Consider the following 26,838-nt stretch of genomic DNA (forward strand, 5'->3'; position numbering starts at 1 on the left):
GGACCGCCTGTTCACCGACAACCTATCGGCGCGTGCCAAGCCCGCCCGGCAACCGCCAGAGGCCGACCGATGCGTCGACCCGCCGGCAGTGCAGCCATCGTCGGATCAGCGCACAGTCATCGGAGACCCCGGACAGCACGCCCAGCGGCCGTACCCGCCGGGACGGCACGTCGATCTCCGCGACCCAGGCACGTCGGTCGGCGTCGACGCGGACCGCCACGAACCGCGACGACGCCTCCGTGGTGTCGAGGATCTGCCAGCTGCCCAGGTCGGCCAGGGAGCGGCCGGTGTCGGCGTCGAGCACGCTCAGCGGCGCCGGTCCGGCGGACTCCACCGGACCGATGCCGACCGGTTCGTCGCCGGCCCAGTGCAGACGGGCCCACCGGTCGGACGACCACCGGATCCCGCCGGTCGCGGCGTCCAGGACCCGTACCCCGCCGTCGCGCCCGTGAGTGCACAGATCGGGCCCACAGACGCCCGGACCGTACTCGCGGTTGTCGTCGACCGTCACCGACCAGCGGCGGTCCAGCCCGGGCATCTCGTACGCGGTCACCCGCCCCCGCTCGCGGACCAGGAACAACTCGCCGGCGATCGCCCCGTACCAGCGTGGTTCGTCGGGGTCGCCTAGTGACGGCAGCCGGGTGGCGCTGATCAGGGCACCGGTGCCGGTGTCCCGGCTCTCCACCCGACCGGACGGTTCGACCACCACCATGGTGGGCGGCGCGGCACCGCCGAGCCACGGATAGTGGCGCCGGACGCCGGCCGGGCCCGGCAGTGACCAGCGGACCTCCCCGGAGACCGGGTCCACCGCCCGCAACGGGGTGGCCGGGTCGACCGACGGATCGGCGGTGCCGGACAGCAGCAGCTGACCGGCCGGGTTGACCACCTCCAGGTACGCCTCCCGCGACCACCGGACCGCCCCGCTGGTCAGGTCCAGCGCCGTCACCCGGCCCAGTGCGGCGCGGTCGCGGTACGACCGGGTGCTGAACACGAGGGTGGCACCCACCATCGTCAGCGCGCCGACCTCGCCGGCGGGCAGCACGATCCGCCACCGGGGCGCCAGTTCGTCCCTCCCGCCCCAGCCGCCGGCGTCGTCCGGGATCCGGTAGGCGGCCAGTTCCTGCCGCTGGGTGCCGGCTTCGAGCGGGTCGGCGACGAACAGCCAGTCCCCGACCGCGTGGACGGTGGCGCCCAGTCGGGCCGGCACCGTCAGCTCCGGCAGCGGCCGGGGCACCGGTTCCCCGGCGGCGACGATCGCGAGCGAGCCGACCAGCACCGCCGCCGCCCCGGTCCGGCGTACGTCCCGCCGGCGCCGAACCGACCGGACCGCGGCCCCGCCCGACCGGCCGTCGGCGGCGCGGACCGCCTCGGACGCCGGCCCGGGACCGAGTTCACCCAGTTCGATGATGGGCACTCCGGCTCCCTTCCACGGCTTGCCCCAGCCCGGACCGGACCATGGCGGGTGGTGGCAAATCGGGCACCTCGCCACCTGTACGATGGCGCCTCGTGGCAGCTCCGGTGGTGAAGCACGCAACGGATGCCGAGGCCGGATCGACCGATGCCGGTCGATCCCGCCCCTGGCACAGGTTCCGGTCGCCCGCGCGGGCCGACGTACTGGTCATCGGAGCGTACGTCCTCCTCGGCGTTTTCGTCTGCGCCAACTACTGGGCGGACATCAACCACCGGGTGTCGTCGCACCTGCCCACCGACCACAGCTGGTTCGAGTGGCTGCTCTCGCACGGCGCCTACTCGGTACGGCACCTGGAGAACCCGCTCTTCTCCGCCCGGCAGAACGCGCCGGACGGGGTCAACATGATGGCCAACACCTCGGTGCTCGGCATCAGCATCCCGCTGGCCCCGCTCACCCTGCTGTTCGGCCCGCAGGTGACGTACGCGATCTATCTCGGCGGGGCGCTGGCCGCGACCGCCGCGACGTCCTACTGGGCGCTCTCCCGTCACCTGGTCAGCTCCCGGGCTGCGGCGTTCGTCGGCGGCGCCTTCCTCGGTTTCGCGCCCGGCATCATCCACCACGCCAACGGGCAGCCGAACTTCGTCTCGAACTTCCTGCTCCCGCTGATCGTGGTCCGGGTGCTGCGCCTCGGTGAGCCGGGCCGCTGGCTGCGCAACGGGATCGTGCTGGGCCTGCTGGTGGCGTACCAGATCTTCATCAACGAGGAGATGCTGCTACTCACCGCGCTGGCCTGTGCGGTGATCATGCTGCTGCTCGCGGTCTTCCGCTGGTCGCAGACCCGGGCCCGGCTGTGGACCCTCCTGCGCGCGCTCGGCGTCGGCGGCGGCCTGGCCCTGCTGCTCGCCGGCTACCCGATCTGGTACCAGTTCAACGGGCCGCAGTCCTACCGGGGACTGCAGGGCGGCGTCTTCCACAACTGGGGCGAGGACCTGAAGGCGTTCGTCACCTTCCCCCGGGACAGTCTCGGCGGCATTCCCGAGGTGGAGAAGACCATCGGGTTGACCGAGCAGAACACCTGGCTCGGCTGGCCGCTGGTCGGGTTGGCCGTGCTGGTCGCCGTCCTGCTCTGGCGGACGTCGCTGACCGCCCGGATCGCCAGCCTGGTCGGGGTCGGCTTCGCGGTCGCCTCGGTCGGCCGGCAGGTCCGCTACAACGGGGAACTGACCGAGTTCGAGGGCCCCTGGAAACTGCTGCCGGAAAACCTGCCGCTGGTCGAGATGATGATGCCGACCCGGCTCAGTCTGGTCACCGTCGGCGCGGTCGGTGTCCTCGTCGCGCTCGCCTGGGAAGAGATCGCCAAGATCGAGGTACGTCCGGTCCGGGTGAAGATCCTGGCGTACGCGGCGGTGGCCCTGGCCCTGCTGCCGATCTTCCCCCGTCCGCTGCCGGCCCAGCACGTCGACCCGCCGCCGCACTTCATCACCTCCGGCGCCTGGCGTCCGTACGTGCCGGCGGGGCGCACCCTCGTCCCGGTGCCGATCCCGAGCAACGTGCACGGGCTCTCCACGCTGCGCTGGAGCGCGCTGACCGGGCAGGAGTTCCCGATCCCGGCCGGCTACTTCATCGGCCCGGACGTGGACGGCTTCGGGGTTTTCGGTGCCCCGTCCCGGCCGACCAGCATGCTGATCTACGGCACCATGGACCGGGGCGCCGCACCGGCGATCACCGAAGAGAACCGGCGTCAGGCGATCGAGGACCTGAAGTTCTGGCGGGCCTCGGTGGTGGTGCTCGGTGACCACCCGTCCGCTCCCGCGCTGCACGTCCTGCTCGCCGGGCTGCTCGGCCCCGGGCAGCGGGTCGACGACGTCTGGCTCTGGGACGTCCGACCCCTGGTCGGCTGAGCTGTCGGGGCAGGGCGCCCTCCGCTACCGGAAACGTCGGGACGGGGCCCTGCCCCACCACTCGGCGCCCGACGCGCCGGGTCAGCCGCCGACGAGCGGGCGCACGTCCCAGACCCAGGCGCCGGAGATTTCCCGACCCGGGCCGAGGAGCCTGTCCAGGGTCTCCTTGACCGGCGCGCCCCGGTGCAGACCGCCCTGCACGACGATCGCCGCCCGCCAGTGTCGCAGGTCCTCGACCGCCTGTCGGCGTTCCGCGTCGCCGATCACCGGCACCTCGCCGGTGAAGGCGACCCGGTCCAGCAGCACGGCGGTGGGGCGGTCCGGTGAGCCCCAGCGGCCCTGCGGATCGTCCGGGCCGGCGGGGCCGATGAAGTAGCCGCCCGGGGCGGTGAACGCCAGGCCGGTCCGGGCCGACCAGTACATTCCGGCCGTCGCCTCACCACCGGTGGTCGGCGGCACCGGCACCAGGGTCCGCCCCGGTGGGACGTACGCCCGCCACTGGCCGCTCGCGACGAACTCCGGCACCGGCCAGACCGGCTTGGTCCGCAGCGGCGCCGGCACCAACGGCAGCAGTGCGGCGACCACCGCGCCGGTCCAGAGCAGCCGGACCGGCGTCCGTTCCCGGACCGGCCGGTCGGCCGCGTCCGCCGGCTCGGGCCGACCGACGTCGGCCGCCACGTCCGGCTGGTCGGCGCCGGCCGCCCGCATCGCGTCGGCCGCCCGCACCGCGTCGGTCGCTGCCGGCACCGGCCGTCGGTGGACCTCGGCGAGGGAGACCGCCAACAGGATGCCGATGACCGGTACGCAGATCAGCGGGAACCGTGCCGGGACCGCCAGGTCGAGCAGGGGCAGTTCGGCGACCAGCCGGTACGGACCGGGTACGTCGAGCAGCTGCCCGCCCAGCCGGACGTCCCGGCCGAGCGACAGGATGGCGAAGACCACCCCGCAGAGCGCCAGGGCCCGGACCATCGACCGACGCCACTGCCAGATCACGATCACCACGCAGAGCACGATCAGCGGGAGCCCGAAGAAGGAGTTCTCCTCCGTCGGGTTCGGCGAGAGCAGGCCGGGGACCGAGTCGAAGCCGGTGATCGACTGTCGGGCGGAGGTGGTGAACGACTCCAGGTCCAGGGCGTAGCCGGCGGGGTCGAAGGGCAGCCCCCGGTAGTGCCCGGGTCCGAAGAACTGGAACCAGAGCGGGTACGCCAGCAGCACCGACCCGGTCAGCGCGCCGATCCCGAGCCGGCCGAGGAAGGCCGGCGCCAACCGGCGTACGTCCCGAGGGGCGGCGGCCACGTGGCCGAGGGTGAACAGTCCACAGGCGAGGACCAGGAAGACCAGCACCTCCTCGCCGAGGAAGACCTGGTACGTGACGAGGAGCCCGAGCAGGACGCCGCGCCGGAGCACCCGGTCGGTGCGGGGGTCGAAGACCACCGCGAGGATCGCCGGCACCAGGAACTGCGCGATCATGTGCAGGTGCCCGGTGGCCTGCGAGATCATCCCGGGGGCGAATCCGCAGAACAGCCCTCCGACGAGGGCGCCGACCCGGCCGGTGCGCAGCCGTCGGGACAGGAACAGGTACCAGGCGGTGGCGGTGCCGGCCAGGGAGAGCACCACGGCGAGCAGGTACGTCGTCTGCGAGCCGAACAGCAGCGTCACCGGGGCCAGCGGCAGGCCGAACCCCAGCACCGAGGTGTTCGCCATCAGGTTGACCCCGTCCGGCGCGTTCAAGGCGGTGCTGTAGAACGGGTTCTCCAGCTCGGTGACCGCACGCGCGGCCCGGGCGAGCATCCACTCGAAAAGCATCATGTCGTTGTCGGCGTACGTCATCCGGTCCCGGTGCCGCCACAACCCGGCGGTGACGTAGCCGGCGACGGCCAGGTGGAACAGGACGACCACGGTGTCCAGCAGCGGGCCGCGCCGCCGGCGGAGCCGGTCGACCAGCGGAAGCCGGCAGAGTCGACCAACCAGCGGAAGCCGGCGGAGCCGGTCGGGACGATCGGAGTCGGACGGGTGGCCGGCCGTCGGCACGTCGGTGGCGACCGCGCTCCTCGACGCGGCCCCGTCAGGTCGTCCCGGCCCGCTCACCCGACGGTACGGCTGGTCAGGGGCCGGATGTCCCACACCCACACGTCGTCGACCCGTTGTGCGGGTCCGGCGAGCTGGTCGACGGTACGACGCAGCGCCTCGACGTTGGCCTGCCGGACCGGCAGGACCAGGATGGCGGCCCGCCACTGGCGCAGTTCGTCCAGGCTCCGACGACGCTGCCGGTCGGTCAGGGTCACCGGCCGGCCGGTGGTGGAGACCCGGTCCAGCATCGCGCTCAGGCCGCTGGGGCGACCGCCGAACCGGCCCGGGTCACCGGTGTTGCCGTTGCGCGGGGCCAGGAAGTAACCGCCCGGGATCTTGAAGTCCAGGTTGGTGTAGGCGGCCCAGCGCATGCCGTTGGTGTGTCCCATCGCCGGGATCGGCACCGGCACCAGCGTCTGGTCGGTGCCGACGTACGGCCGCCACTGCCCGGAGGTGATGAAGTCCGGTACGGGCGGCCGGCTGACCTCCCGCAACGGCAGCGGCAGGATCGGCAGCAGGGCGACGACCAGCGCGGTCACCACCACCGTCCGGACCGTACGCTGGTCGGCGGGCCGCATCGCCCAGGCCCGGTCGGTGGCGAGGGCGAGCAGGAGTCCGATCACGACAGAGGTGATCAGCCCGAACCGGGTCGGTACGACGGCGTCGAGCAGTGGCGCCTTGACCAGCACCTCCCACGGCCCCCAGAACGCTCCCCGGTTCCACCAGGAGATCCGCTCGCCGAGGGAGAGGATCGCGAAGATCAGGCCGGTGGCGGCGAGCGCCCGGATGACCACCTCACGGCGGAGCCAGACCACCACCGCGACGGCGAGCAGTGTCAGGCTCCAGCCGAAGAACGCGTTCTCCTCGGAGTAGTTCGGGGCGAGATCCAGGTTCGCCCGCTCGTTGCCGCCGAGGGTGGTGGACCCGGGCGCGAAGAACGCGGCGATGTCGTTGCCGTAGTCCCGGACCGCGTCGCTGAGCCCGTGGTACGCCTGCCTGCCGGCGAACTGCACGTACAGCGGGTACGCCAGCAGCGCCCCGGCGAGTACGGCGCAGACCGCCAGTCCGGCGAGGAGTGGCCGCCACGCCGCCCGCCACCGGCCCGGCTGCTGCACCAGTACGGCGGTCAGGAAGACGCCGCAGGCCAGCGCGGTGAAGAGCAGGATCTCCTCGTTGATGAACGCCTGGTACGTCACCAGCAGTGCGAGGATCACCCCGTCCCGGACCGGGCGGGTGGAGCGGGTCAGCACCATAACCCGCCAGACGATGAACGGCAGCAGGAACTGGGAGATGATGTTGGGGTGCCAGTTGGCGTGCGAGAGCATCGCCGGGGAGAACCCGCAGAACCAGCCGCCGACGATCGCCGCGACGGGCGCCCGGACCAGGTGTCGGGAGATGACGTAATACCAGGCGGAGGCGGTGCCGGCGAGGCCGAGCGTCACCAGCACCACGAACGAGACGGCCGGTCCGAAGAGCAGGGTCACCGGGATCATGGGGATGCCGAGCCCCAGGATCGCCGTGTTGGCCATCAGGTTGACGCCGTCAGGATAGTTCAGCCGGTCGGTGAAGAACGGGTATTCGCCGTGCAGCACCACCCGGACCGAGTGGGCGAGGAAGTACTGCACCTGGGCCGGGTCGCTGCTGTAGAGCGCGGCCACCCGGCCGGCCGGGTCGAGCCAGATCTGGCTGGTCACCCAGAGCGCGGCGAGCAGGAAGGCGCCGTACACCGCGAGGTCACGCCGCCAGGTGGGCCAGCGGGGCGGCCGGTCCGTACCGCTGCCGGTGTTCCGGTCCGGCGTGCCCGGCTCCTCGCCGGCGCGGGCCGGTCGCGGGTCGGCCGGGGCGTCGGCCGTCGGGCCCGCTCCGGGGCCGGCCGTCGCACCGTCGTCGGCGTCGTGGCCCGGTCCGGTCGACGCGGCGGCGCCGGGACCTGCCGCACCCGCGTCGGCTCCGGTCACCGTCCGCCCGCCGGACTCGGTGGCCCCCGGATCCGGTGTGGTTTCGAGACGTGGTGCGGCAAGCGTCACAGTCGGCGGAGTCTACAGGAGTATGTCCGGGGTCCCGGGCGCCTGGGCTGCTGGTTACCGTCAGGCGGGCGGGCCGGGCGTCGGGGTGGTACGGCGCGCCGACCCGATCGGTCCACGTTTCCCGGGTGTCGCCCGGCGGGCGTCCGAGATCTCGTAGGATGTGGCATCTGTAGTCAGCTGAGACGGATCGGGGGCACAGGGGTGGGCTCAGTCCCTCGTCTCGGAGTGACACGGCGCGCAACGACACTGCCCGGAGTGACCCGGCGCGGAGTCTGGCGTCCCGGAGCGACGCGGCCCGCGGTGACGCGGCGCGCGATGGCCGGTGTGGCGGTGGCTGCCGCGCTCCTCGTGGGCGGATGCGGCACGATCCCGACCGAGCCCGCGGTGGCGTTGCGGGTCGGCTACGACACGCTCGACGGCACCCTGCCGGTGTGGCCCGCCCGGGGCAACCTCGCCACGGATCCACAGGCGACCGCCGCGGTCGCGAAGGCGGTGGACGGGTGGCGTTCACCGGTGGACGACCGCGTGCACCTGCCGACCTCGGGCATCCTCTGGCTCGGCGAACTCGACAAGGCGCGGCGGGCGTTCGTCGCCGCGGACGTGCCGGGCGAGTCGGCGTCGTGGCTGCTGCAGCTGACCGGCGACGGCGACCGCTTCACCGTGGAGCGGGCGGTCGAGTACACCGAGCCGGGCTACCTGGTCTACTCCGACGTACTCCCTCTGCAACTGCCGTCCGGCCGGCGCTACCTCGTCTCGGCCCGGGTGGACCGGCTGCTCGACCCGAACCGGAACCCACTGCCCGTCACCGACGGGCTGACCGGCCCGGTGCCGGTACCGTCCTGCACCGCCGTCACGGTCACCGCCCGGCTGCGGCCCAGCGAGTCACTGCCGAACGGCAAGGCCGCCGAACGTCTCCTCGACCTCGGCACCAACACCCCGGGGCCCCGGTACCCGCTGGTCGGCGACGACACCGGATCGGGCGGCCGGGCGCTGGAAGGCCTGGACACCTGTGCACTCGGTGACCGGACCGGGCCGTTCGGCAGCATCGCCCACCGGGTCCACGACCGGCCGAGCCTGGAGTCCGTACCGGCGTCCTGGCCGATCGACCGGGTCGCGACCCGGACCCTCGGCGAGGTCGACCTGGACGGTGCCGGGCAACCGGCCCGGCTCGACGAACTCACCTGGCGCACCGACGAGGGGATGATGACCGCGGCCGTGATCCGCCCCGGCGGCGCTCCGCCGGCGGTGTCGGCCGCCGACCGGGTCGAGCCGCTGCAACTGTACGTCGTACCGCTGGCCCGCCCGGTCGTGGTGTTGACCTGGAAGAACACCGCGGACAGCAGCCTTGTGCCGCCACCGGACACGGTACGTCGGGTCGACCGACCCGGGCTGGCGGTGCTGGACAAGCCGGCCACCCAGGCGACCTTCAGGCTGATCGCCCCGGACAAGACCACCCAACGTTCGGTCAGCCCTGACTGACCGCGCCCGGCCGCGCGTCCCGGCGACGCCGCCGTCTCCGTGTGCCGAAGGGGCCCGGCCAGTGGCCGGGCCCCTTCGATCAGGTCGACAACGGTGGCCGGAGCCACCCTGGTTGGTTCAGCCGCGACCGTTGCGGCCACCCTGGTTGGTTCAGCCGCGACCGTTGCGGCCCTTGGTCACCCGCTGACCGTTCTGGTCGCCGTTCGCGGCCGCCCGCCCGCCGGTCGCCTCGGGGTCCGCCGTCACCCGGACCGGGGCGATGGACTCGCCGTCGAGCTGGGAGACCCAGCCGGTGACGTTCCGGGCCACGTCCTGGGCGGTCAGCCCCAGGTCGGCGAGGATCTGCGCCCGGGTCCCGTGCGGCTGCCAGACCGACGGCACGCCCAGGTCCCGCAGTGGCACCCGCACGTCGGCGTCGCGCATCGCCTTGGCCAGCGCGTCACCAACACCACCGGCGCGTACCCCGTCCTCGACGGTGACCACCAGCCGGTGCGCCCCCGCCAGGGTGACCAGTTCGGCCGGAACCGGCCGGACCCAGCGCGGGTCGACCACGGTGACGCCGTAGCCCTGCTCCGCGACCCGGGCGGCCACCTCGACGCCGAGCTGCCCGAAGGCGCCCACCGCGACCAGCAGTACATCGGTGCGGGCCGACTCGGCCAGCACGTCCACCCCGCCGGAAACCGAGTCGGGGGCGGTGACCCGGCGGATCGCCGGCAGGTCGGCAGCGACCGTACCGGTCGGGAAGCGCAGCAGCGTCGGGCCGTCCTCGACCGCGACCGCCTCGCGCAACTCGGCCCGGAGCGTGGCGGCGTCCCGGGGCGCGGCGATCCGCAGCCCGGGCACCACCCCGAAGACGGACATGTCCCAGATGCCGTAGTGGCTCGGCCCGTCCGGGCCGGTGATGCCGGCCCGGTCCAGCACGAACGTCACCGGCAGCTTGTGCATCGCGACGTCGAGCAGCACCTGGTCGAAGGCCCGGTTGAGGAAGGTGGCGTAGACCGCGACCACCGGGTGCAGGCCACCCATCGCCAGCCCGGCGGCCGAGGTGGCCGCGTGCTGCTCGGCGATGCCCACGTCGTAGACCCGCTCCGGGTACTTGCGGGCCAGCGAGGCGATCCCGGTCGGCTCGGCCATCGCGGCGGTGATGCCGACCACGTCCGGCCGCTCGTCGGCAACCTTGACCAGCTCGTCGGCGAAGACATGGGTCCACTTCACCGACGGGGCGGCCAGCAGCTTGCCGGTCTGCACGTCGAACGCGCTGCTCGGGCCGTGCAGGCAGTCGGCGTCGTCCTCCTCGGCCGGCCGGTAGCCCAGGCCCTTGCGGGTCACCGCGTGCACGATCACCGGCCCGCCGAAGCCCTTGGCCCGGCGCAGCGCCGACTCGACCGCGGCGACGTCGTGCCCGTCGACCGGGCCGAGGTACTTGATGCCGAGGTCCTCGAACATCGCCTGCGGGGCGACCGCGTCCTTGATGCCCTTCTTGACCGCGTGCAGCACCTCGTACATCGGCTTGCCGACCAGCGGGGTCGAGCCGAGCGCCTCCTTGACGGTGTCGAGGACCTTCTCGTAGCCGGGGTTGAGCCGCAGCGTCGACAAGTGGTCGGCGAGTCCGCCGATCGTCGGCGCGTACGACCGGCCGTTGTCGTTGACCACGATCACCAGCGGATTGCGGGCGGCGGCGATGTTGTTCAGCGCCTCCCAGCACATGCCGCCGGTGAGTGCCCCGTCGCCGACCACCGCGACCACGCTGCGCGACTCGCCGCGCAGCGCGTACGCCTTGGCGAGCCCGTCGGCGTAGGAGAGGGCGGTCGAGGCGTGCGAGTTCTCGACCAGGTCGTGCTCACTCTCGGCCTGGCTCGGGTAGCCGGAGAGCCCGCCGCGCTGACGCAGCTGGTCGAAGCCCTCCTGCCGACCGGTGAGGATCTTGTGGACGTACGCCTGGTGACCGGTGTCGAAGAGCAGCCGGTCCCGGGGCGAGTCGAAGACCCGGTGCAGGGCGAGGGTCAGCTCGACGACACCGAGGTTGGGGCCGAGGTGTCCGCCGGTGCGGGAGACCTTGGCGACCAGGAAGTCCCGGATCTCCGCGGCGAGCAGTGCCAGCTCCTCGGCGGTCATCCGCTTGACGTCCTGCGGGCTGCGGACCGCGCTCAGCATCCGTCCGGTGGGAATGGTCTCCTCCTCCACGCTCATGCCGTCACCTCGCCCCGTTCGGCAGGGGTATCGGGCCGCACGGCAGTGGGCTGGCTCAGTCGCTCCCTACGCAGGCTCATAGCCGCTGAGTCTATCGGGACCGGCCCGACCCGCAGCCGGGCAGCCGATACGGGGACGCCGGATCGGGGGATGGCCCCGGCCGGGCCCGTCGATCGGCAGAGTCCCGTTGACCGGACGGCGCACCGTCGCGATCAGTTGACACATCGGTACGGCGAGTGGCCGCCCGTACCTCCACCGAACGAACGAAAAATCGGGCAGAAGCCCCCAAGGGCCGTAGTATGGCCGGTATTCCGACCCTCCCCTAAGGTCTCGCCATGCCGCCTGCCGATCTTCCCCAGGATTCCCCGTCCCCCGCCTCCCCCGGCCGACGCTCTCGGGTCTCCGGCCGGTACGCCGCCGGACAGCTTCTCGCCGCGATCGTCGTCCTGGTCGTCGCCCTGCCCCTGCTGCCGCTAATTCTCCTGATCGTCGCCTGGATCCGGCTGCGGGACCGGGCGGCCGCCCGGGCAACCCGCCGCGATTCGGAGGCGGCCTCGATCCGCTCCGGGGTGCCCGCGCCCGTCGCGCCCTGATCGCCCACGAGGCTCTCAGGATATTTGTGTTGCCGGCGGCGGCCCGCGTCTCGTTAGGTAGACCTGACCGTCAACGGCAGGCGAACACGGGGGCCGAGATGTCCAGCTTCAACGTGCGCAACACGGATCTGCGGGCCGTCAACTCGATGACCAAGTACCCGTCGATCCCGACCTACCACACACTCGACCCGCGCAACGGTGGCCTGCTCGAGGAGACCGTGCGGTTCACTGGCCGGGTCAGCCTGACCGAGAAAGTCGACGGCACGAACGGTCGGATCGTCTCGCTGCCGGACGGCAGCTACCTGATCGGCAGCCGGGAGGAGTTGCTGCACGCCCGGGGCGACCTGATCGCCAACCCGGCCCTCGGCATCGTCGACGCGCTGCGTCCGATAGCCGAGCGGCTGCCGCCGGTCGACGGGGACCGGATCGTGGTCCGCTACCTGGAGGTCTACGGCGGGAAGGTGACCGGCGCCAGCAAGCACTACACCGCGAGCCGCACGGTCGGAGCCCGGCTGTTCGACGTGGCGGTCGTCGACGACTACGCCGAACTGCTGGACTGGCCGGCGCAGCAGCTCTCGTCCTGGCGGGAGAGCGGCGGCCAGCGGTTCCTGGACGAGTCGGCGCTGCTGAGCACCGCCGGGGTCGACGGACTGGAGATCGTGCCCCGGCTCGACGTACTCGAGGCGGCGGACCTGCCGACCGACCTCGACAAGACGTACCAGCTGCTCCGGGAGTACCTGCCGCAGACCCGGGTGGCGCTGGACGGCCCGCCGGGACGGGCGGAGGGCATCGTGCTGCGGTCGGCCACCCGCTCGGCGATCGCCAAGGCCCGGTTCCAGGACTACGAGCGGACGTTGAAGCGACGCGGCGCCCGGTAGCGTTCGCGGCCGTTCGTCCGCCGGGTCCGACACATCGGCACCGCACCAGAGGAGTGCACTGGCGATGGGATGTGACATCTGGTCGTACGCGGAGGTCCGCACCGGGGGCGGGTGGCGGTGGGCACGGAACCTGTTCCCGGACCGGGCGGACGAGAACGACCGCGATGAGGTGTTTCCGGACTTCGACTACCGCCTGTTCGGCTTCCTCGCCGACGTACGCAACTATTCGCGCTCGCCGGTGATCGCCAGCCCGCGGGGACTGCCGGGCGACGTGTCGCTGGAGGTGCGGGTCGAGCATGACGCGTGGGGCCGCGACGTACACCACGCCTCGTGGCTGACCCTGGCCGAGCTGCTCGGCTACGACTACGACCAGGTGTTCTGGGACCGGCGCGTCACCCGGGACGGAGATGGTGCCGCCCTGGCCGCGGAGGGCGAGGGTGCGCATCTGACGCTGCGGGACTTCCTGGGGCGGCGGTACTTCGATCGACTCGCCGCCCTGTCCGGCCTGGGTGACCCGGCGGATGTCCGGATCGTCTTCTGGTTCGACAACTGACAGGGGGGACGTGGTCCCCGCCGTTCACACGCCGGGGACCAGCAGGGCCACCAACTCGACGTGCTGGGTCATCGGGAAGAGGTCGTAGCCCCGCAGCGCGGCGAGCCGCCAACCGGCGGCCCGGAACGTGCGGACGTCCCGGGCGAAGGCCGCCGGGTCGCAGGCGACGTAGGCGACGGCCCGCCGGGCGGCGGCCACGACGTCCCGGACGACGGCGGCGCCGGCCCCGGACCGGGGCGGATCCAGCACCACCAGGTCCACCGGGCCGATGATCCGCCGCCGGGCCAGTGCCGGGCCGACCGACGCCCGGACGATCTCGACCCGGGGCAGGTCGCGCAGGTTCTCCCGGGCGGCGTCGACCGCCGCCGGTGCCGACTCGACCACGGTGACCCGTCCGGTCGGCCCGAGCCGGTCGGCCAGGGCCGCCGCGAAGAGGCCGGCGCCGCCGTAGAGGTCCCAGGCCGACTCGCCCTCTCGCGGGTCCAGCAGGTCGAGCACCGCCGCCGTCAGGGTGTCGGCGGCGGCCGGGTGCACCTGCCAGAAGGCCTCCGGTGGCAACCACCAGGTCCGGCCGACGGCGTGCTCCCGTACCGTCCCGGTCGTCGCCGCGCCGGTGCCCGAGATCCCGGGCGACGGCGTACCGTCCGCCGATCGCGGCACGACGTGCGACGGCCCGGTCCGGACGTCGGGCTCGGCCAGGTCGCCACCGGCGACCAGACCGCCGTCCCGCAGGGCGCGGACCACCACGTCGCCACCGGTGGAGGCGATCACCTCCACCGCGTCGGCGTCCGGCCACCGCCGCCCGTCCGCCGAGAGGACCGGCAGTTCCTGGATCGCCGGGTGGGCGATCAGGCAGCGGTCGATCGGCACCACCTCGTGCGAGCGGTGCTTGAGCAGACCGGCCCGGCCTGCGGCGTCGACGGCGTACCGGACCCGGGACCGCCAGCCCAGCTGCCCGCCGGGCAGCGCCTGCACCTGGACGTCCAGCGCGTCGACCTCCGCCGGGCTCAGTCCGCCGAGTCGCAGCAACTGCTCGCGGACCACGTCCACCTTCCAGGCCCGCTGTGCGTCCGGCGCGACGTGCTGCAGGTCGCAGCCGCCACACCGGCCTGGCCGGGCGTACGGGCAGGGCGGCTCGACCCGCTCCGGCGCTGCCTCCAGTACCTCGACCGCGTCGGCCCGGAGGAAGTCCCGGCGTACCTCGGTGATCTCGGCGACGACCCGCTCGCCGGGCAGCGTGTGCCGGACGAAGACCACTCGGCCGTCGAGCCGGGCCACGCAGTGCCCGCCGTGCGCCACCGGGCCGATGGTGAGCTCGACCCGTTCCGCCTCGCCTGGCCCGGACGGGTCGGCGGGACGTGGCCGTCCACCGGAACCCGCCGGGTCGGCGGGACGTGACGGCCCGCCGGCACCCCCCGTCGGGTCCACGGTGGAACGTGGGCTCGCGCCGGTGCTCATCGGGGTCCGGCCGCGTCGTGGCCGGGAGCCGGCGGCGGATCGGTGATGTCCCGGTCGGGTCGGCGGGACGGCGCGACCAGGTCGCCGAGGGTGGCACCGCGTGGCCCCCGGGCCGGTCCACGGCTCAGGGTGGCGTCGAACCGGTCCAGGTTCTTGCGGGCGCTGGACTCCAGCTGCCAGGGCACGCTGGTCACCATCACCCCCGGTTCGAACAGCAGTCGGCCCTTGATCCGCAACGCGCTCTGGTTGTGCAGCAGGTTCTCCCACCAGTGGCCGACGACGTACTCCGGAATGAAGACCGTGACCACGTCGCGCGGTGACTCCCGACGGGCCGACGCGACGAAGTCGAGGATCGGGCGGGTGATCTCCCGGTACGGCGAGTCGATCACGGTCAGCGGCACCCTGATGCCGTGGCGCTCCCAGTCGGCCTGCACGGCCCGGGTGTCGTTCTCGTCGACGTTGACGGTCAACGCGGTCAGGGTGTCCGGCCGGGTCGCCTTGGCGTAGGCGACAGCCCGCAGGGTCGGCTGGTGCACCTTGCTGACCAGCACAATCGCGTGGTTGCGGGCGGGCAGCACCGGGCGGCCCTCGGGTGGGGTCAGCTCGGCGGCGACCCGGTCGTAGTGCCGCCGGATGGCGAGCATCACCACGTAGATCACCGCCATCGCGGCGATCGCGATCCAGGCACCGAGCAGGAACTTGGTGATCAGGACGATGACCAGGACGGTCCCGGTCAGCCCCGCCCCGAACGTGTTGATGCCCCGCGACCGGATCATGCGCCGCCGGGCCTGCGGATCCCGCTCGGTACGCAGCAGCCGGTTCCAGTGCCGGATCATGCCCGCCTGGGAGAGCGTGAAGGAGACGAAGACGCCGACGATGTAGAGCTGGATCAGCCGGGTCACCTCGGCCTGGAAGGCGACGATCAGCAGGCTCGCCGCCACCGCGAGGAAGATGATGCCGTTGGAGAACGCCAGCCGGTCGCCCCGGGTGTGCAGCTGCCGGGGCAGGTAGCGGTCCTGGGCCAGGATCGAGCCGAGCACCGGGAAACCGTTGAACGCCGTGTTGGCGGCCAGGAACAGGATCAGCGCGGTCGCGCCGGCAACCACGAAGAGCAGGACGTTGTCACCGAAGATGGTCTGGCCGAGCTGGACGGTGACGGTCTTCTGCACGTAGTCCGCCGGCCCCTGCTCGAGCTGGCGGGCCGGGTTCTCCATGAACTGCAGGCCGGTCAGCCGGGAGAGCCAGATGATGCCCAGGATCATCACGATCGCGACCGACCCGAGCAGCAGCAGGGTGGTGGCCGCGTTGCGGCTCTTCGGCGGCTTGAACGCGGGTACGCCGTTGGAGATGGCCTCGACACCGGTCAGCGCGGCGCAGCCGGAGGAGAAGGCGCGCAGCAGCAGGAAGATCATGGCGAACGCGGTCATGTCGGCGTGCTCGGCACTGACGACCAGGTCGGCGCTGGGTGCCTTCAGGTCGTGGCCGAGGACGAAGACCCGGACCAGGCCGGTGAGGATCATGCCGACGATGACGATCATGAAGCCGTACGTCGGAATGGCGAACGCGGTGCCGGACTCCCGCAGGCCGCGCAGGTTCACCGCGGTGAGCAGGATCACCGCGGTGACCGCGATGATCACCCGGTGTTCGGAGACGAACGGCAGCACCGAACCGAGGTTGGCCACCCCGGACGAGACCGAGACCGCGACGGTCAGCACGTAGTCGACGAGCAGCGCGCTGGCCACCCCGACGCCGAACTTCGGACCCAGGTTCACCGTGGCGACCTCGTAGTCGCCGCCACCCGAGGGGTAGGCGTGCACCGTCTGCCGGTAGCTCGCCACCACGGTCAGCATCACCACCACCACGGCCAGGGCGACCCACGGCGAGAACAGGTAGGCGGAGGTACCGGCGATGGAGAGCGTCAGCAGGATCTCGTCGGGGGCGTACGCGACGCTGGAGAGCGCGTCCGAGGCGAAGACCGGCAACGCGATGCGCTTGGACAGCAGCGTGTGCTGCAACTTGTCCGACCGGAAGGGTCGGCCCAGGAGCAGGCGCTTCAACAGCGAGGCGGGACTGGCCACAAGGGCTAAGGGTACGGCTGCCCCGCCGCGTCGACCGACCGGTGGGTCCGATCTTCTGGACTGAGCCGGGTGACACGGGATTCTCCGCACCAAACCGGGATGTCTCTCCCAGCCGGCGTGGCCTCCGCTCCCCCACCGGTCGACGGGGGAGTCGGGCGGCGGCGGAGCCGGGCCACATGGCACGCTCATGGTGAGCCCGTCAGACGGCGGCGGGCAGGTCGCGCGGTCACCCGGGAGGACGTACGTGCACGTCGTGATCATGGGCTGCGGACGGGTCGGCTCGTCGCTGGCCGACAGCCTGGAGTCGCGCGGCCACTCGGTGGCCGTCATCGACCAGGACGCCGACGCGTTCCGCCGACTCGGCTCGGACTTCGGCGGCATCACGGTCACCGGTGCCGGTTTCGACGGTGACGTGCTGCGCCAGGCCGGCATCGAACGCGCCGACGCCTTCGCCGCCGTCTCCAGCGGCGACAACTCGAACATCATCTCCGCCCGGCTGGCCCGGGAGACCTACGGCGTCTCGCGGGTGGTGGCCCGGATCTACGACCCCAAGCGGGCCCAGGTCTACGAGCGGCTCGGCATCCCGACCGTCGCCACGGTCCGCTGGACCGCCGACCGGATCGTCCGGCACCTGGTGCCGGAGGGGCACGTGGAGATCTTCCGCGACCCGACCAGCACGGTGTCGATCATCGACGTGCCGCTGCACGACGACTGGATCGGTCGACCGCTACGCGGGCTGGAGGAGGCGACCGGCGCGCGGGTCGCGTACCTGACCCGGTTCGGCATCGCCGCGCTGCCGACCGGCTCGACCGTGCTGCAGGAGGGTGACCAGCTCGCCATGCTGGTCACCGACGACATCGCCGACCAGGTGACGAGGGTGGCCAGCCTGCCGCCGGAAGGAGGGCGCTGAGAATGCGGGTCGCCATCGCCGGCGCCGGCAACGTGGGCCGCTCGATCGCCCAGGAACTGATCGACAACGGCCACCAGGTGATGTTGATCGAGCGGAAGCCGAAGATGCTCCGCCCGGAACGGGTCCCGGCCGCCGAGTGGATCCTGGCCGACGCCTGCGAGCTGACCAGCCTCGAGGAGGCCGACATCGCCAGTTGCGACGTCGTCGTCGCCGCCACCGGCGACGACAAGGTCAACCTGGTGCTGTCGCTGCTGGCCAAGACCGAGTTCGCGGTGCCCCGGGTGGTCGCCCGGGTCAACCGGGCCGAGAACGAGTGGCTCTTCACCGACCAGTGGGGTGTCGACGTCGCGGTCAGCAAGCCGCGGGTGATGGCGGCGCTGGTCGAGGAGGCGGTCACCGTCGGCGACCTGGTCCGGCTGATGACGTTCCGGCAGGGTGAGGCGAACCTCGTCGAGATCACCCTCCCGCCGACCGCCCCGTACGTCGGCCACCCGATCCACGCCGTACCGCTGCCCCGCGACTCCGCGCTGGTCGCGATCCTGCGCGGCAAGCGGGTGCTGGTGCCCAGCCCGGACGATCCGCTGGAGGCCGGCGACGAGCTGATCTTCGTCTGCACCGCCGAGGTCGAGGACGAGGTGCGCGCGGTGATCCTCGGTGCGGACAGCGTCGAACGGACCCGTCGGACCCGCTGAACACGTCCCCACCGACCGGTGACGGTGCTGTCCCGTCGCCGGTCAGTTGACGACGGTCGCCGTCGGTACCGCCGGTTCCCGCCGGTTCACCCGGCGGACGACCCAGATGGTGATCACCAGCAGCAGGGCGTACGGCGGATAACCCAGTGCCAGGCGCGCGGCGCCGAGCGCCGTGGTCATGTTCGCCACGTAGAGGGCGTGCTGGGCGCCGACCTTGAGGATCCAGACCACACCCCAGAGCACGGTGAGCCAGGTGAAGGTCCGGACCAGTCGGGGATTCTGCCGCCACTCCGACCGCCCACCGGCCGCGATGATCGACCAGATCCAGCCGACCAGGGGCTGCCGCAGCGCCGCGGAGCCGAGCAGCACCACGCCGTAGGCGTAGCCGTAGAGGATGCCGGGGAGGTAGAAGTCCCGCTCGTCACCGGTCCGCCAGGCGATCAGGGCGCCGATTCCGATGCCGAACAGCCCGTTGACCGCGTGTCGGATCGGCCGCCGCTGGGCCAGCCGCAGCCCCGCGATCGCCACCGCGACCGCCACCGCGGCGATCACCGCGGGCCGCAGTTCGCCGATGATGTTGACCACCACGAAGACGAGCACCGGGATGCTGGACTCGACCATCCCGCGCCAGCCGCCGAGCTGCTCGGCCATCTGCTCGGTCAGGCTGGGCAGCGGCTCGTCCGGCCCGGTCGGGCCGGCGGCCGGCGTACGTTCCGTCTTGTCGGTGCGGGGCTGTCCAGCTGTCATCTGGGCGTCTTCCGGTCGCGGCTGGCGGCGCCGGTCGACACCCTCATCGCGGCAGCTCCAGCTCGTAGTACGGGTTGTAGATGACTTTACGGTCATCCCGGACCGCCACGCGACCACGAGCCGTCAAATGCCGCCCCGGTTCGATGCCGGCGATGTGCCGGCGGCCCAGCCAGACCAGCGTCACGATGTCGCTGCCGTCGTAGAGGTCCGCCTCCAGCGTGGGCAGGTTGGTGCGCGGGGTGTAGACCACCGTGCGCAGCCGGCCCGACACGCACACCACCTGACCCCTGCTGCACTGCCGGGCCGGCATGCCGCCCACCTCGGCGCTCTCCCGCTGCAGCTCCTCCGCCTCGATCTCGGCCTCGCTCGCGGTCAGCCGCTGCAGGAAGCCTCGCAACGACGTCCGGCCCTGGTCGGTCGCCATGACCCGGTGTCACCCTCCCCGGCGCGCCCGGTCGGCGCGTCCACTCGACGCGGCTGGTCGACAGCCGCCCCGCAAGCGTACGCCGGATCCGGTCCGGCCGGTCGGCGCGGCCGGGCTGCCTCGGCCGACCCGGACCCCCGGACGGGATCCGGGTCGCGACGTGCCCTCAGCCGGCCCGGCCGGGCTCACCACGCCGTGGCGTCTGCTGGCCCGACACCGCTCCGTTGACCGCGCCGTCCGGCACCGGTCCGGCCGCCTCCGCCCCGTCGACGCCGGTCCCGGGATCCCTCGGCAGCCGCAGCGGCAACGGCTCCCGCACCGGCTTCGCCTCCTTGCCCCGGTCGACGACCAACCCGTCCAGGCAGGCGGCGAGGGGCGCGGCAGCCGCGGGGTCGCTCGCGGCCCGCCCCTGGAAGACCCCCTGGACCATCCAGCGCGGCCCGTCGACCCCGACGAACCGCAGGTCGGCGACACCACCGTCCGGGGTACGGACCCGTGCCCTCAACTCGGTGCCGTGGTCGCCCTCGTCCTCCTCGGCCAGCACACCGTCGGCGGCCAGCGAGGTCCGGATCTCCTCCCGCCACTCGTCCCAGATGCCCTCGGAGCGGGGCGCGGCGAAGACGCCCAGCTGCAGGGCGCTCTCGCCGTGCACCAGGACGACCTGCTGGATGACGCCGTCGGGATTGGCCTGGACCCGCACCTCGACCTCGGGTACGGCCGGGATCTGCAGACTGCCCAGGTCGAGCCGCGGTACGTCGGGAGCCGACTCGGCGCTGTCGTACGGGCCGCCCGACCGCCGGTCGGCCCCGACGCCGGTGGCCAGGTCCTGCGTGTCGGCCGTCGGCCGGTCCGACCGCTCGTCGCGGGCGTGGCGCCCACCGCCGCGTCCTCGGGAGAAGATCATCGTCCTTACCTGCTACCTTCCGTTCACGGCTGCGGGACGGGTCGGCGCTGACGCCGGGTGGGAACACCGCGGACGGTGGGAACCGCCGCGGAGGCGCGTACGCGCGGTCACCGGCCGACCGCCCCCTCAGTTTCCTCGCTCGGGTCGTACGCGGTGACCAGGTCGGCGTGCCCGCCGGTCGAGCCGTGCCCGCCCTCCCCACGAGCGGAGGCGGGCAGCTCGTCGACCAGTCGGAACTCGGCCCGCTCCACCCGCTGCACCACGAGCTGCGCGATCCGGTCACCCCGGGAGATCTTCGCCGGCCGGACCCGGTCGTGGTTGATCAGGTTGACCAGAATCTCGCCACGGTAACCGGCGTCGACCGTACCGGGCGCGTTGAGCACGGTCACACCGAGCCTGGCCGCGAGGCCCGACCGGGGATGGACCAGCCCGACGTACCCCTCCGGCAGGGCGATGGCGACCCCGGTCCGGACCAGTCGCCGGTCCCCCGGCCCGATCTCGACCTCCTCCGCGGAGACCAGGTCGGCTCCGGCGTCACCGGGATGTGCGTACGACGGCATCGGCAGGTCCGGGTCGAGCCGCCGGACCGGTACGGGCACCACGTGTGTCACGTTGTCACTCTCCTGGAGGTCCCACGGAGCCATCTGGCGGTGGTCCCCCCATCCTGCCGGGTCAACGGGTCGCGCCGCGCCGTACCCTCACAGCGTGGCCCCGACGAGTCCTGATCCCACCGTGGCGGATCCCACCGTGGCGGATTCCGCCGTCGTACCCGCCCGCGCCGGGTACGCCGAACGGTTGAGTCTGCCGTGGTGGTGGTGGCTGGCCGGCATCGGGGTGGCCGCGCTGCTCGCCCTGGAGCTCTGGCTCGGCGGGACCGGGGTCCGGGCCTGGCTGCCGTTCGCGGTCCTGCTGCCGCTCGCCGTCGTCGGGCTCGGCTGGCTCGGTCGGATCCGGGTCGCGGTGCACGACGGCGAGTTCCTGGTCGACGACGCCCGACTGCCGCTGCGGTACGTCGCGGACGTGCTCGCCCTGGACGCCGAAGGCCGGCGTGAGGTGCTCGGGGTCGGTGCCGACCCGCTCGCGTTCGTGGTGCAGCGCCCCTGGGTCGCCGGCGCCGTCCAGGTGGTGCTGGACGATCCCGCCGACCCGACCCCGTACTGGGTGGTCAGCTCCCGTCACCCGGTCCGGCTCGCCGAGGCCGTCCTGGCCGCCCGCGACGCGTCGTCCGGGGAGACCGCGACCCGCTGACCGTCCGACGGTCGGCGCCGACCCCGGCCGTTGTGGGGTGTGGCCCGACCGTTCTGGGGTGTGCCCGACCGTCACCGTCCGATCGCCGGCGGGCGCTCACGCAGGTCCTCCCGGATCCGGTTGCCGAGCCCACGGGTGGCCCGGCCGTTCAGGAAGGCCGCCACCGCGGCGCCGGTCAGGAACGGTCCGAGCGTGGTCAGGTTGCGTCCGAAGCGCCGCAGCAGCCGGTCCCGCAGTTCGTTGCGGGCCGCGGTGCCGAGCACCGCACCGACACCCACCCCGGGCAGCAGCGGATTGACTCCCCGTTGCGCCGCCCAGGACCGGAGCAGCGCCGTGGCGCGCTGGCCGCCACCGCCGGGCAGCCTGACGCCGTACGCCTCGTGCAGCTCGCCGATCAGCTTCAGCTCGATGGCGACCACGGCGACGGTCTCGGCGGCCAGCAGGACGGGTGCCGAGAGCAACGTCGGAGTGGCCACCCACTCCACCGCCGCCACGCCTCCGCCGGCGGCGCCGACCCCGGCGGTCGCCCTGGTGGCGTTCCGGACCAGTCGTTCGGCGAGCACGTCGCCGTCCAGGCCGTCGAAGTGCCGCAGCAGCGTTTCCCGGTCCCGGATCGGCACGTGCGGGGCGATCTCGGCGACCACGTCGGTCAACCAGCGCAGCGCCGTCTTCGGCTTGAGTAGCCGCCTTCCGCCCCGCACCCGTACCTGGTCGACGAGCCGGCCGAAGATCCGTCGGCGGCCGGCCCGGTCGAGTTCGTCGTCGGCGAGCGCGCCGACGGTCCTGCCGAGTGTCGCGCCGTCCGCCGGAGGCGAGGTCGTCGCACGAGGCTCAGAGGTCGCACCAGGGTCAGACGTCGTACCGGGGTCGGCGGCGACGGGCGGGGCCGCCGCCGGCTCGTCCGGCCCGGACCACCCGGCCGGTGCCGGGCTCTCCGGTGCCGGGTCGGAACCGCTCATCGTGACCTCCCGCGCCTGCGCGGGGCCCGGTGGCACCGCGCGGATCGAGTCAAGCAGCTACCCGCCCGCGTCGCACCTCGAATCGTGCGCGGCGACCCCCGTCCGTGGAGGTCGCCGCCCCTCCCCCCGAGGAACTCAGGCGCACTCGCGGCAGATCAGCTCGCCGTTGCGCTCCACCGCGAGCTGGCTGCGGTGGTGTACGAGGAAACAGCGCGCGCAGCGGAACTCGTCCGACTGCATCGGCAGCACCTTGACGGTGAGCTCCTCGTCGGCCAGGTCGGCACCGGGCAGTTCGAAGCTCTCGGCGACCTCGGCCTCGTCGACGTCCACGGCAGCCGACTGTGAGTCGACCCGCCGAGCCTTGAGCTCTTCCAGGCTGTCCTCGCCGAGGTCGACCTCGTCGCGACGCGGGGCGTCGTAGTCGGTGGCCATCGGTTTCACTCTCCCATATCGATATAGTCGCTTCCGGTTGTAACGCCGGAAGACGCTGTTTCGGTTCCCGCTGGCCGGCCGTCACTTCCGGTTACCCGCCCCGGCGCAGGTCCGGGTCGCGGGTCGCCGGGCGGAACTTCCCCCGCCGAGCGGGGTACCTTACCCCCCTTCGGGCGAGGCATGTATACCGTCCCTGCGGCATGCTTGTACGTCCGAGCGCCCGGAGTTGTTCCCAATGTGACTCAGGCGACACGAAGATAGGGTCAGTGGTCGGCCGATCGTCGTCGGCGCGCCGACGGATCCGCCGGTTTCCACACCCGGTCGGACAACGCCCGGCGCCCCCGGCATACTCGGTAGCCAACGGCGGCCGACCGGCGTCGGCCCGCCGGTTTCTGTCACAGACGAGCTTCGGGGAGCCAACTAGATGAGTTTCGCGCGCGTCCGGGCCCTCGTCGTCGTCGGCGTGCTCGCAGTGGTCGCCGTGGTCTTCGTCGCGGTCACGCTGGTCCGGGACACCCAGGCCGGCAAGGAGGCGGGCGAGGCCTGCCCGCCCGGTGCCAAGCTGGCCGACACCCGACTCCGGTTGCCGAAGGACATCAAGATCAACGTCTACAACGCGACCGACACCCAGGGGCTGGCGAACTCGGTGAAGACCGATTTCCAGAACCGGCAGTTCCAGGTGCTCAAGTCGGGCAACGAGCCGAAGAACAAGGGCGTCGACGACGTCGCCGTACTGCGGTTCGGCCCGAAGGGCCTCGGTTCCTACCACGTGCTGAAGGCGTACTTCCTGAACGAGGCGACGCCCGATTTCCAGATCGACCGCACCGACGACGTGGTGGACGTGGTGATCGGCAGCGACTTCAAGCAGCTCGCCACGATCACCGAGGTGAGCCAGGCGCTGGCCCAGGGCAGCGGCGGACCGCAGCTGCCGGACGGGACCTGCGCCGACCCGAACCTGACCTGAGCCGACCCACCTGCCGCCGCCCCGGTGCCGCACCGGGGCGGCGGTCCGCACGACCCGGGATCCGACGGTGGTCCCGGACGGACGACGGTGGTCCAGGGCAGCCGAACCGGGTCGCCGACGGTTACGGGCCGTCCGTGACACCGAGCCGGGCCAGCCGGTCGTGCAACGGCGCGAACAGCGCCGGCGGCGCGGCGATGAGTAGCTCTCGTCCCGCGGGCGCCCCGGCCAGTCCGGCGACCCGTAGGCCGGCCTCGGCGGCGATCAGCCCGCCGGCCGCGTGGTCCCAGAGGTTGAGGCCCCGCTCGTAGTACGCGTCGACCAGCCCTTCGGCCGCCATGCACAGGTCGATGGAGGCGGCCCCGAAGCGGCGGATGTCCCGGACGTACGTGATCAGCCCGCCGAGTACGGCGGCCTGGTGCGCCCGCCGGGCCGGGTCGTAGCCGAAGCCGGTGCCGACCAGCGCCTGGCCCAGATCACTCTCGGTCGAGCCGTGCAGCCGGCGGCCGTCCCGGTAGGCGCCCCCGCCCCGGGTGGCGGTCCACTCGTCACCGGTGACCGCGTTGCGCACCACTCCGGCGACCACCTCGCCGCCAACCTCGGCGGCCAGTGAGACCGCGTAGTTGGGTAGGCCGTACAGGTAGTTCACGGTGCCGTCGATCGGGTCCAGGATCCACCGTACGGACTCCGGGTCGACCGGACCGGAGCCGGCGGTGTCGCCGTACTCCTCGCCCAGCACGGTGTCGTCGGGCCGCAGGTCTCGCAGCGCCGCCACCACCTCCCGCTCGACCGCCCGGTCGGCGGCCGTGACCACGTCGGTCGCGGTGCTCTTGGTGGAGATTCCGGACACTCCCTCGGCCCGCATCCGGCGCGCGGTCTGGGCCGCCTGCCGGGCGATCTCGACCGCGATCTTCAGCAGTTCCTCGGGAGCCGGCGTTCCGACCCGCATGACGTCCCCTTCCCGCACGCCTGTGACGTGCTGCCCCGACCGCGAGTATCATCCTTACAAAGTCCACACATGTATCGAGTCGGTAGCCCCCGACCGCCTCTCCGGCGTGCGGCGCAGGATGATCGCCGCAGACGGCGTTACAATTCACGCCTGCCCACGCGCCACGGACCGCCGAGCACCGGCCGGCCCGGGACACGGGGGTTCCTCAACCACATCGGCCCGGCACGACGCTCCGCGCTGCGCCGGCCGAAACCGGCCGTGCTCGCTCCATCGCCTCCGGAAGGTCATTCGTGACAGAACCCCGCCACATCGGCGCCGACGTACGCTCGCTCACCGACACCCTGATCGCCCACGCGCGGAACGCCGGCGGCCAGCTCACGTCGGCCGAGCTGGCGCGCACTGTCGAGTCTGCTGAGGTGACTCCGGCCCAGGCCAAGAAGATCCTGCGTGCGCTCTCGGACGCCGGGGTGACCGTGGTGGTCGACGGTTCGGCGAGCACCCGTCGTCGGGTCGCCGCCGCCCGTTCCGCCACCCCCGCCTCCCGGGCGACCACCGCCAAGGCGACGAAGAAGTCGGCTCCGCCGGCACCGAAGCAGGCGCCCGCGGCCGACGAGGGGACCGGCGCGGCGCGTAAGCCCGCGGCCCGTAAGCCCGCCCTCGCCGCCGACGGCGGGTCGCCGACCACTGGCGCCAAGGTGACCGCGAAGTCCGGCGAGGCGCCCGCCAAGGCCGCCGGGAGGGGCACCAAGGCCGCCAAGGCGGCCGGCGCCCCGGCCAAGGCCACCAAGGCGACCGCCGGCAAGAACCTGGACCCGGACGGCCCGGGAGACGGCGACATCGATCCCGAGGAACTCGCCGCCGAGATCGAGGACGTGGTCGTCGACGAGCCGGCCGAGCTGGCCAAGGCGGCCGAGGCGGACGCCGCCGACGCGGCGACCGACAACGACTTCGAGTGGGACGACGAGGAGTCGGAGGCGCTCAAGCAGGCCCGGCGGGATGCCGAGCTGACCGCCTCCGCGGACTCGGTCCGGGCCTACCTGAAGCAGATCGGCAAGGTTCCGCTGCTCAACGCCGAGCAGGAGGTCGAGCTCGCCAAGCGGATCGAGGCCGGCCTCTACGCCGCCGAGCGGCTGCGCGCCGCCGAGGAGGGCGAGGAGAAGCTGGTCCGGGAGATGCAGCGCGACCTGCTGTGGATCTCCCGAGACGGCGAGCGGGCCAAGAACCACCTGCTGGAGGCGAACCTGCGGCTGGTGGTGTCGCTCGCCAAGCGGTACACCGGGCGGGGCATGGCCTTCCTCGACCTGATCCAGGAGGGCAACCTCGGCCTGATCCGCGCGGTCGAGAAGTTCGACTACACCAAGGGCTACAAGTTCTCCACCTACGCCACCTGGTGGATCCGCCAGGCGATCACCCGGGCCATGGCCGACCAGGCCCGCACCATCCGCATCCCGGTGCACATGGTCGAAGTGATCAACAAGCTCGGCCGGATCCAGCGCGAACTCCTCCAGGACCTGGGCCGCGAGCCCACCCCGGAGGAGCTGGCCAAGGAGATGGACATCACACCGGAGAAGGTGCTGGAGATCCAGCAGTACGCCCGGGAACCGATCTCCCTGGACCAGACCATCGGCGACGAGGGCGACAGCCAGCTCGGCGACTTCATCGAGGACTCCGAGGCGGTCGTCGCGGTCGACGCGGTGTCGTTCTCACTGCTCCAGGATCAGCTCCAGCAGGTGCTGCAGACCCTCTCCGAGCGTGAGGCGGGCGTGGTACGGCTGCGTTTCGGGCTCACCGACGGACAGCCCCGGACCCTGGACGAAATCGGTCAGGTGTACGGGGTGACCCGCGAGCGGATCCGGCAGATCGAGTCGAAGACGATGTCGAAGTTGCGGCATCCCTCGCGCTCGCAGGTCCTCCGGGATTATCTCGACTGATCCAAAAAGTCAACCAGTCGTGTCGCTTTGATCACCGGACGTA

General features: G+C 72.5%; 23 protein-coding genes. 10 read left to right on the forward strand and 13 right to left on the reverse strand.

What is annotated here, in order from left to right:
• Nucleotides 1-22: 22 nt before the first annotated feature.
• The gene (locus tag ABGB05_RS05355; protein WP_347652019.1) at nt 23-1,414 is read right to left on the reverse strand and encodes a hypothetical protein; all 1,392 of its coding nucleotides are present in this window, start codon (nt 1,412-1,414) and stop codon (nt 23-25) included.
• A 41-nt stretch (nt 1,415-1,455) separates the two neighbouring features.
• On the opposite strand from ABGB05_RS05355, the gene ABGB05_RS05360 reads away from it, so the two are divergent.
• A complete protein-coding gene (locus tag ABGB05_RS05360; protein ID WP_347652020.1) occupies nt 1,456-3,312 on the forward strand; it encodes a hypothetical protein in 1,857 nt (618 codons plus the stop codon).
• A gap of 81 nt (nt 3,313-3,393) precedes the next feature.
• On the opposite strand, the gene ABGB05_RS05365 is transcribed toward ABGB05_RS05360, so the two are convergent.
• Both ABGB05_RS05365 and ABGB05_RS05370 read right to left on the reverse strand, forming a co-directional pair.
• On the reverse strand, nt 3,394-5,400 hold the full coding sequence (locus ABGB05_RS05365; protein WP_347652021.1) for a hypothetical protein: 2,007 nt from the start codon (nt 5,398-5,400) through the stop codon (nt 3,394-3,396).
• Complete coding sequence (locus tag ABGB05_RS05370; protein WP_347652234.1) at nt 5,397-7,340, reverse strand: hypothetical protein; 1,944 nt, start codon at nt 7,338-7,340, stop codon at nt 5,397-5,399. The genes ABGB05_RS05365 and ABGB05_RS05370 overlap by 4 nt, the downstream gene beginning before the upstream one ends.
• Nucleotides 7,341-7,739: 399 nt before the next feature.
• Between ABGB05_RS05370 and ABGB05_RS05375 the strand changes: the two genes are divergently transcribed.
• Entirely contained in the window at nt 7,740-8,888 is a 1,149-nt protein-coding gene (locus ABGB05_RS05375; protein WP_347652022.1) for a hypothetical protein, read from the forward strand.
• Between the two features lie 150 nt (nt 8,889-9,038).
• Here the strand turns inward: ABGB05_RS05375 and dxs are convergent, their stop codons facing one another.
• Nucleotides 9,039-11,078 (reverse strand): 1-deoxy-D-xylulose-5-phosphate synthase, encoded by a 2,040-nt coding sequence (gene dxs, locus ABGB05_RS05380; RefSeq protein ID WP_347652023.1) that lies wholly within the window; start codon nt 11,076-11,078, stop codon nt 9,039-9,041.
• A gap of 335 nt (nt 11,079-11,413) precedes the next feature.
• On the opposite strand from dxs, the gene ABGB05_RS05385 reads away from it, so the two are divergent.
• The 3 genes from ABGB05_RS05385 (at nt 11,414) to ABGB05_RS05395 (ending at nt 13,102) form a co-directional block, all read left to right on the forward strand.
• Nucleotides 11,414-11,671, forward strand: a complete 258-nt coding sequence (locus ABGB05_RS05385) for a hypothetical protein (protein WP_347652024.1) — start codon at nt 11,414-11,416, stop codon at nt 11,669-11,671.
• Nucleotides 11,672-11,769: 98 nt separating this feature from the next.
• Entirely contained in the window at nt 11,770-12,549 is a 780-nt protein-coding gene (locus ABGB05_RS05390) for an RNA ligase family protein (protein WP_347652025.1), read from the forward strand.
• A 64-nt stretch (nt 12,550-12,613) separates the two neighbouring features.
• On the forward strand, nt 12,614-13,102 hold the full coding sequence (locus ABGB05_RS05395) for a hypothetical protein (protein ID WP_347652026.1): 489 nt from the start codon (nt 12,614-12,616) through the stop codon (nt 13,100-13,102).
• Nucleotides 13,103-13,126: 24 nt separating this feature from the next.
• Here ABGB05_RS05395 and ABGB05_RS05400 read toward each other — a convergent pair whose 3' ends face one another.
• Nucleotides 13,127-14,530: a TRAM domain-containing protein gene (locus tag ABGB05_RS05400; RefSeq protein WP_347652027.1), complete on the reverse strand. Its 1,404-nt coding sequence runs from the start codon at nt 14,528-14,530 to the stop codon at nt 13,127-13,129.
• A gap of 26 nt (nt 14,531-14,556) precedes the next feature.
• Nucleotides 14,557-16,638 (reverse strand): APC family permease, encoded by a 2,082-nt coding sequence (locus ABGB05_RS05405; protein WP_347652028.1) that lies wholly within the window; start codon nt 16,636-16,638, stop codon nt 14,557-14,559.
• Between the two features lie 244 nt (nt 16,639-16,882).
• Between ABGB05_RS05405 and ABGB05_RS05410 the strand changes: the two genes are divergently transcribed.
• Nucleotides 16,883-17,548 (forward strand): TrkA family potassium uptake protein, encoded by a 666-nt coding sequence (locus ABGB05_RS05410; protein WP_347652235.1) that lies wholly within the window; start codon nt 16,883-16,885, stop codon nt 17,546-17,548.
• A complete protein-coding gene (locus ABGB05_RS05415; protein WP_347652236.1) occupies nt 17,545-18,240 on the forward strand; it encodes a TrkA family potassium uptake protein in 696 nt (231 codons plus the stop codon). Before ABGB05_RS05410 ends, ABGB05_RS05415 begins: the two co-directional genes overlap by 4 nt.
• Before the next feature lie 42 nt (nt 18,241-18,282).
• Here ABGB05_RS05415 and ABGB05_RS05420 read toward each other — a convergent pair whose 3' ends face one another.
• The 4 genes from ABGB05_RS05420 to dut all read right to left on the reverse strand — a co-directional run bounded on the left by ABGB05_RS05420 (nt 18,283) and on the right by dut (nt 20,959).
• The gene (locus ABGB05_RS05420) at nt 18,283-18,987 is read right to left on the reverse strand and encodes a DUF3159 domain-containing protein (protein WP_347652029.1); all 705 of its coding nucleotides are present in this window, start codon (nt 18,985-18,987) and stop codon (nt 18,283-18,285) included.
• Between the two features lie 43 nt (nt 18,988-19,030).
• Nucleotides 19,031-19,411 carry an OB-fold nucleic acid binding domain-containing protein gene (locus ABGB05_RS05425; RefSeq protein ID WP_347652030.1) on the reverse strand — a complete coding sequence of 127 codons (381 nt, stop codon included), beginning with the start codon at nt 19,409-19,411 and terminating at the stop codon, nt 19,031-19,033.
• A gap of 166 nt (nt 19,412-19,577) precedes the next feature.
• A complete protein-coding gene (locus tag ABGB05_RS05430; RefSeq protein ID WP_347652031.1) occupies nt 19,578-20,315 on the reverse strand; it encodes a DUF3710 domain-containing protein in 738 nt (245 codons plus the stop codon).
• 107 nt (nt 20,316-20,422) lie between these two features.
• Nucleotides 20,423-20,959 (reverse strand): dUTP diphosphatase, encoded by a 537-nt coding sequence (gene dut, locus ABGB05_RS05435; protein ID WP_347652032.1) that lies wholly within the window; start codon nt 20,957-20,959, stop codon nt 20,423-20,425.
• Between the two features lie 103 nt (nt 20,960-21,062).
• Between dut and ABGB05_RS05440 the strand changes: the two genes are divergently transcribed.
• Nucleotides 21,063-21,563 (forward strand): DUF3093 domain-containing protein, encoded by a 501-nt coding sequence (locus tag ABGB05_RS05440; RefSeq protein ID WP_347652237.1) that lies wholly within the window; start codon nt 21,063-21,065, stop codon nt 21,561-21,563.
• A gap of 71 nt (nt 21,564-21,634) precedes the next feature.
• Here the strand turns inward: ABGB05_RS05440 and ABGB05_RS05445 are convergent, their stop codons facing one another.
• Nucleotides 21,635-22,522, reverse strand: a complete 888-nt coding sequence (locus tag ABGB05_RS05445) for a hypothetical protein (RefSeq protein ID WP_347652033.1) — start codon at nt 22,520-22,522, stop codon at nt 21,635-21,637.
• Between the two features lie 135 nt (nt 22,523-22,657).
• On the reverse strand, nt 22,658-22,954 hold the full coding sequence (locus ABGB05_RS05450; RefSeq protein ID WP_203861001.1) for a DUF4193 domain-containing protein: 297 nt from the start codon (nt 22,952-22,954) through the stop codon (nt 22,658-22,660).
• 424 nt (nt 22,955-23,378) lie between these two features.
• On the opposite strand from ABGB05_RS05450, the gene ABGB05_RS05455 reads away from it, so the two are divergent.
• A complete protein-coding gene (locus ABGB05_RS05455) occupies nt 23,379-23,918 on the forward strand; it encodes a LytR C-terminal domain-containing protein (RefSeq protein WP_347652035.1) in 540 nt (179 codons plus the stop codon).
• A 121-nt stretch (nt 23,919-24,039) separates the two neighbouring features.
• Here ABGB05_RS05455 and ABGB05_RS05460 read toward each other — a convergent pair whose 3' ends face one another.
• Nucleotides 24,040-24,864 (reverse strand): inositol monophosphatase family protein, encoded by an 825-nt coding sequence (locus tag ABGB05_RS05460; protein ID WP_347652036.1) that lies wholly within the window; start codon nt 24,862-24,864, stop codon nt 24,040-24,042.
• Between the two features lie 290 nt (nt 24,865-25,154).
• Here ABGB05_RS05460 and ABGB05_RS05465 point away from each other — a divergent pair, with 290 nt between their 5' ends.
• Nucleotides 25,155-26,795, forward strand: a complete 1,641-nt coding sequence (locus ABGB05_RS05465) for an RNA polymerase sigma factor (RefSeq protein ID WP_347652038.1) — start codon at nt 25,155-25,157, stop codon at nt 26,793-26,795.
• Nucleotides 26,796-26,838 lie beyond the last annotated feature (43 nt).

It is taken from the genome of Plantactinospora sp. B5E13 (assembly GCF_039871775.1).
Lineage (GTDB): Bacteria > Actinomycetota > Actinomycetes > Mycobacteriales > Micromonosporaceae > Plantactinospora.

Bases quoted from the DNA above. Each gene is read 5' to 3' on its own strand.
- dut (WP_347652032.1), bottom strand. From the start codon at position 20,959: ATGGCTCCGTGGGACCTCCAGGAGAGTGACAACGTGACACACGTGGTG.
- dxs (WP_347652023.1), bottom strand. From the start codon at position 11,078: ATGAGCGTGGAGGAGGAGACCATTCCCACCGGACGGATGCTGAGCGCG.
- ABGB05_RS05360 (WP_347652020.1), top strand. From the start codon at position 1,456: ATGGCGGGTGGTGGCAAATCGGGCACCTCGCCACCTGTACGATGGCGC.
- ABGB05_RS05385 (WP_347652024.1), top strand. From the start codon at position 11,414: ATGCCGCCTGCCGATCTTCCCCAGGATTCCCCGTCCCCCGCCTCCCCC.
- ABGB05_RS05455 (WP_347652035.1), top strand. From the start codon at position 23,379: ATGAGTTTCGCGCGCGTCCGGGCCCTCGTCGTCGTCGGCGTGCTCGCA.
- ABGB05_RS05390 (WP_347652025.1), top strand. From the start codon at position 11,770: ATGTCCAGCTTCAACGTGCGCAACACGGATCTGCGGGCCGTCAACTCG.
- ABGB05_RS05460 (WP_347652036.1), bottom strand. From the start codon at position 24,864: ATGCGGGTCGGAACGCCGGCTCCCGAGGAACTGCTGAAGATCGCGGTC.
- ABGB05_RS05445 (WP_347652033.1), bottom strand. From the start codon at position 22,522: ATGAGCGGTTCCGACCCGGCACCGGAGAGCCCGGCACCGGCCGGGTGG.
- ABGB05_RS05395 (WP_347652026.1), top strand. From the start codon at position 12,614: ATGGGATGTGACATCTGGTCGTACGCGGAGGTCCGCACCGGGGGCGGG.
- ABGB05_RS05450 (WP_203861001.1), bottom strand. From the start codon at position 22,954: ATGGCCACCGACTACGACGCCCCGCGTCGCGACGAGGTCGACCTCGGC.
- ABGB05_RS05430 (WP_347652031.1), bottom strand. From the start codon at position 20,315: ATGATCTTCTCCCGAGGACGCGGCGGTGGGCGCCACGCCCGCGACGAG.
- ABGB05_RS05425 (WP_347652030.1), bottom strand. From the start codon at position 19,411: ATGGCGACCGACCAGGGCCGGACGTCGTTGCGAGGCTTCCTGCAGCGG.
- ABGB05_RS05420 (WP_347652029.1), bottom strand. From the start codon at position 18,987: ATGACAGCTGGACAGCCCCGCACCGACAAGACGGAACGTACGCCGGCC.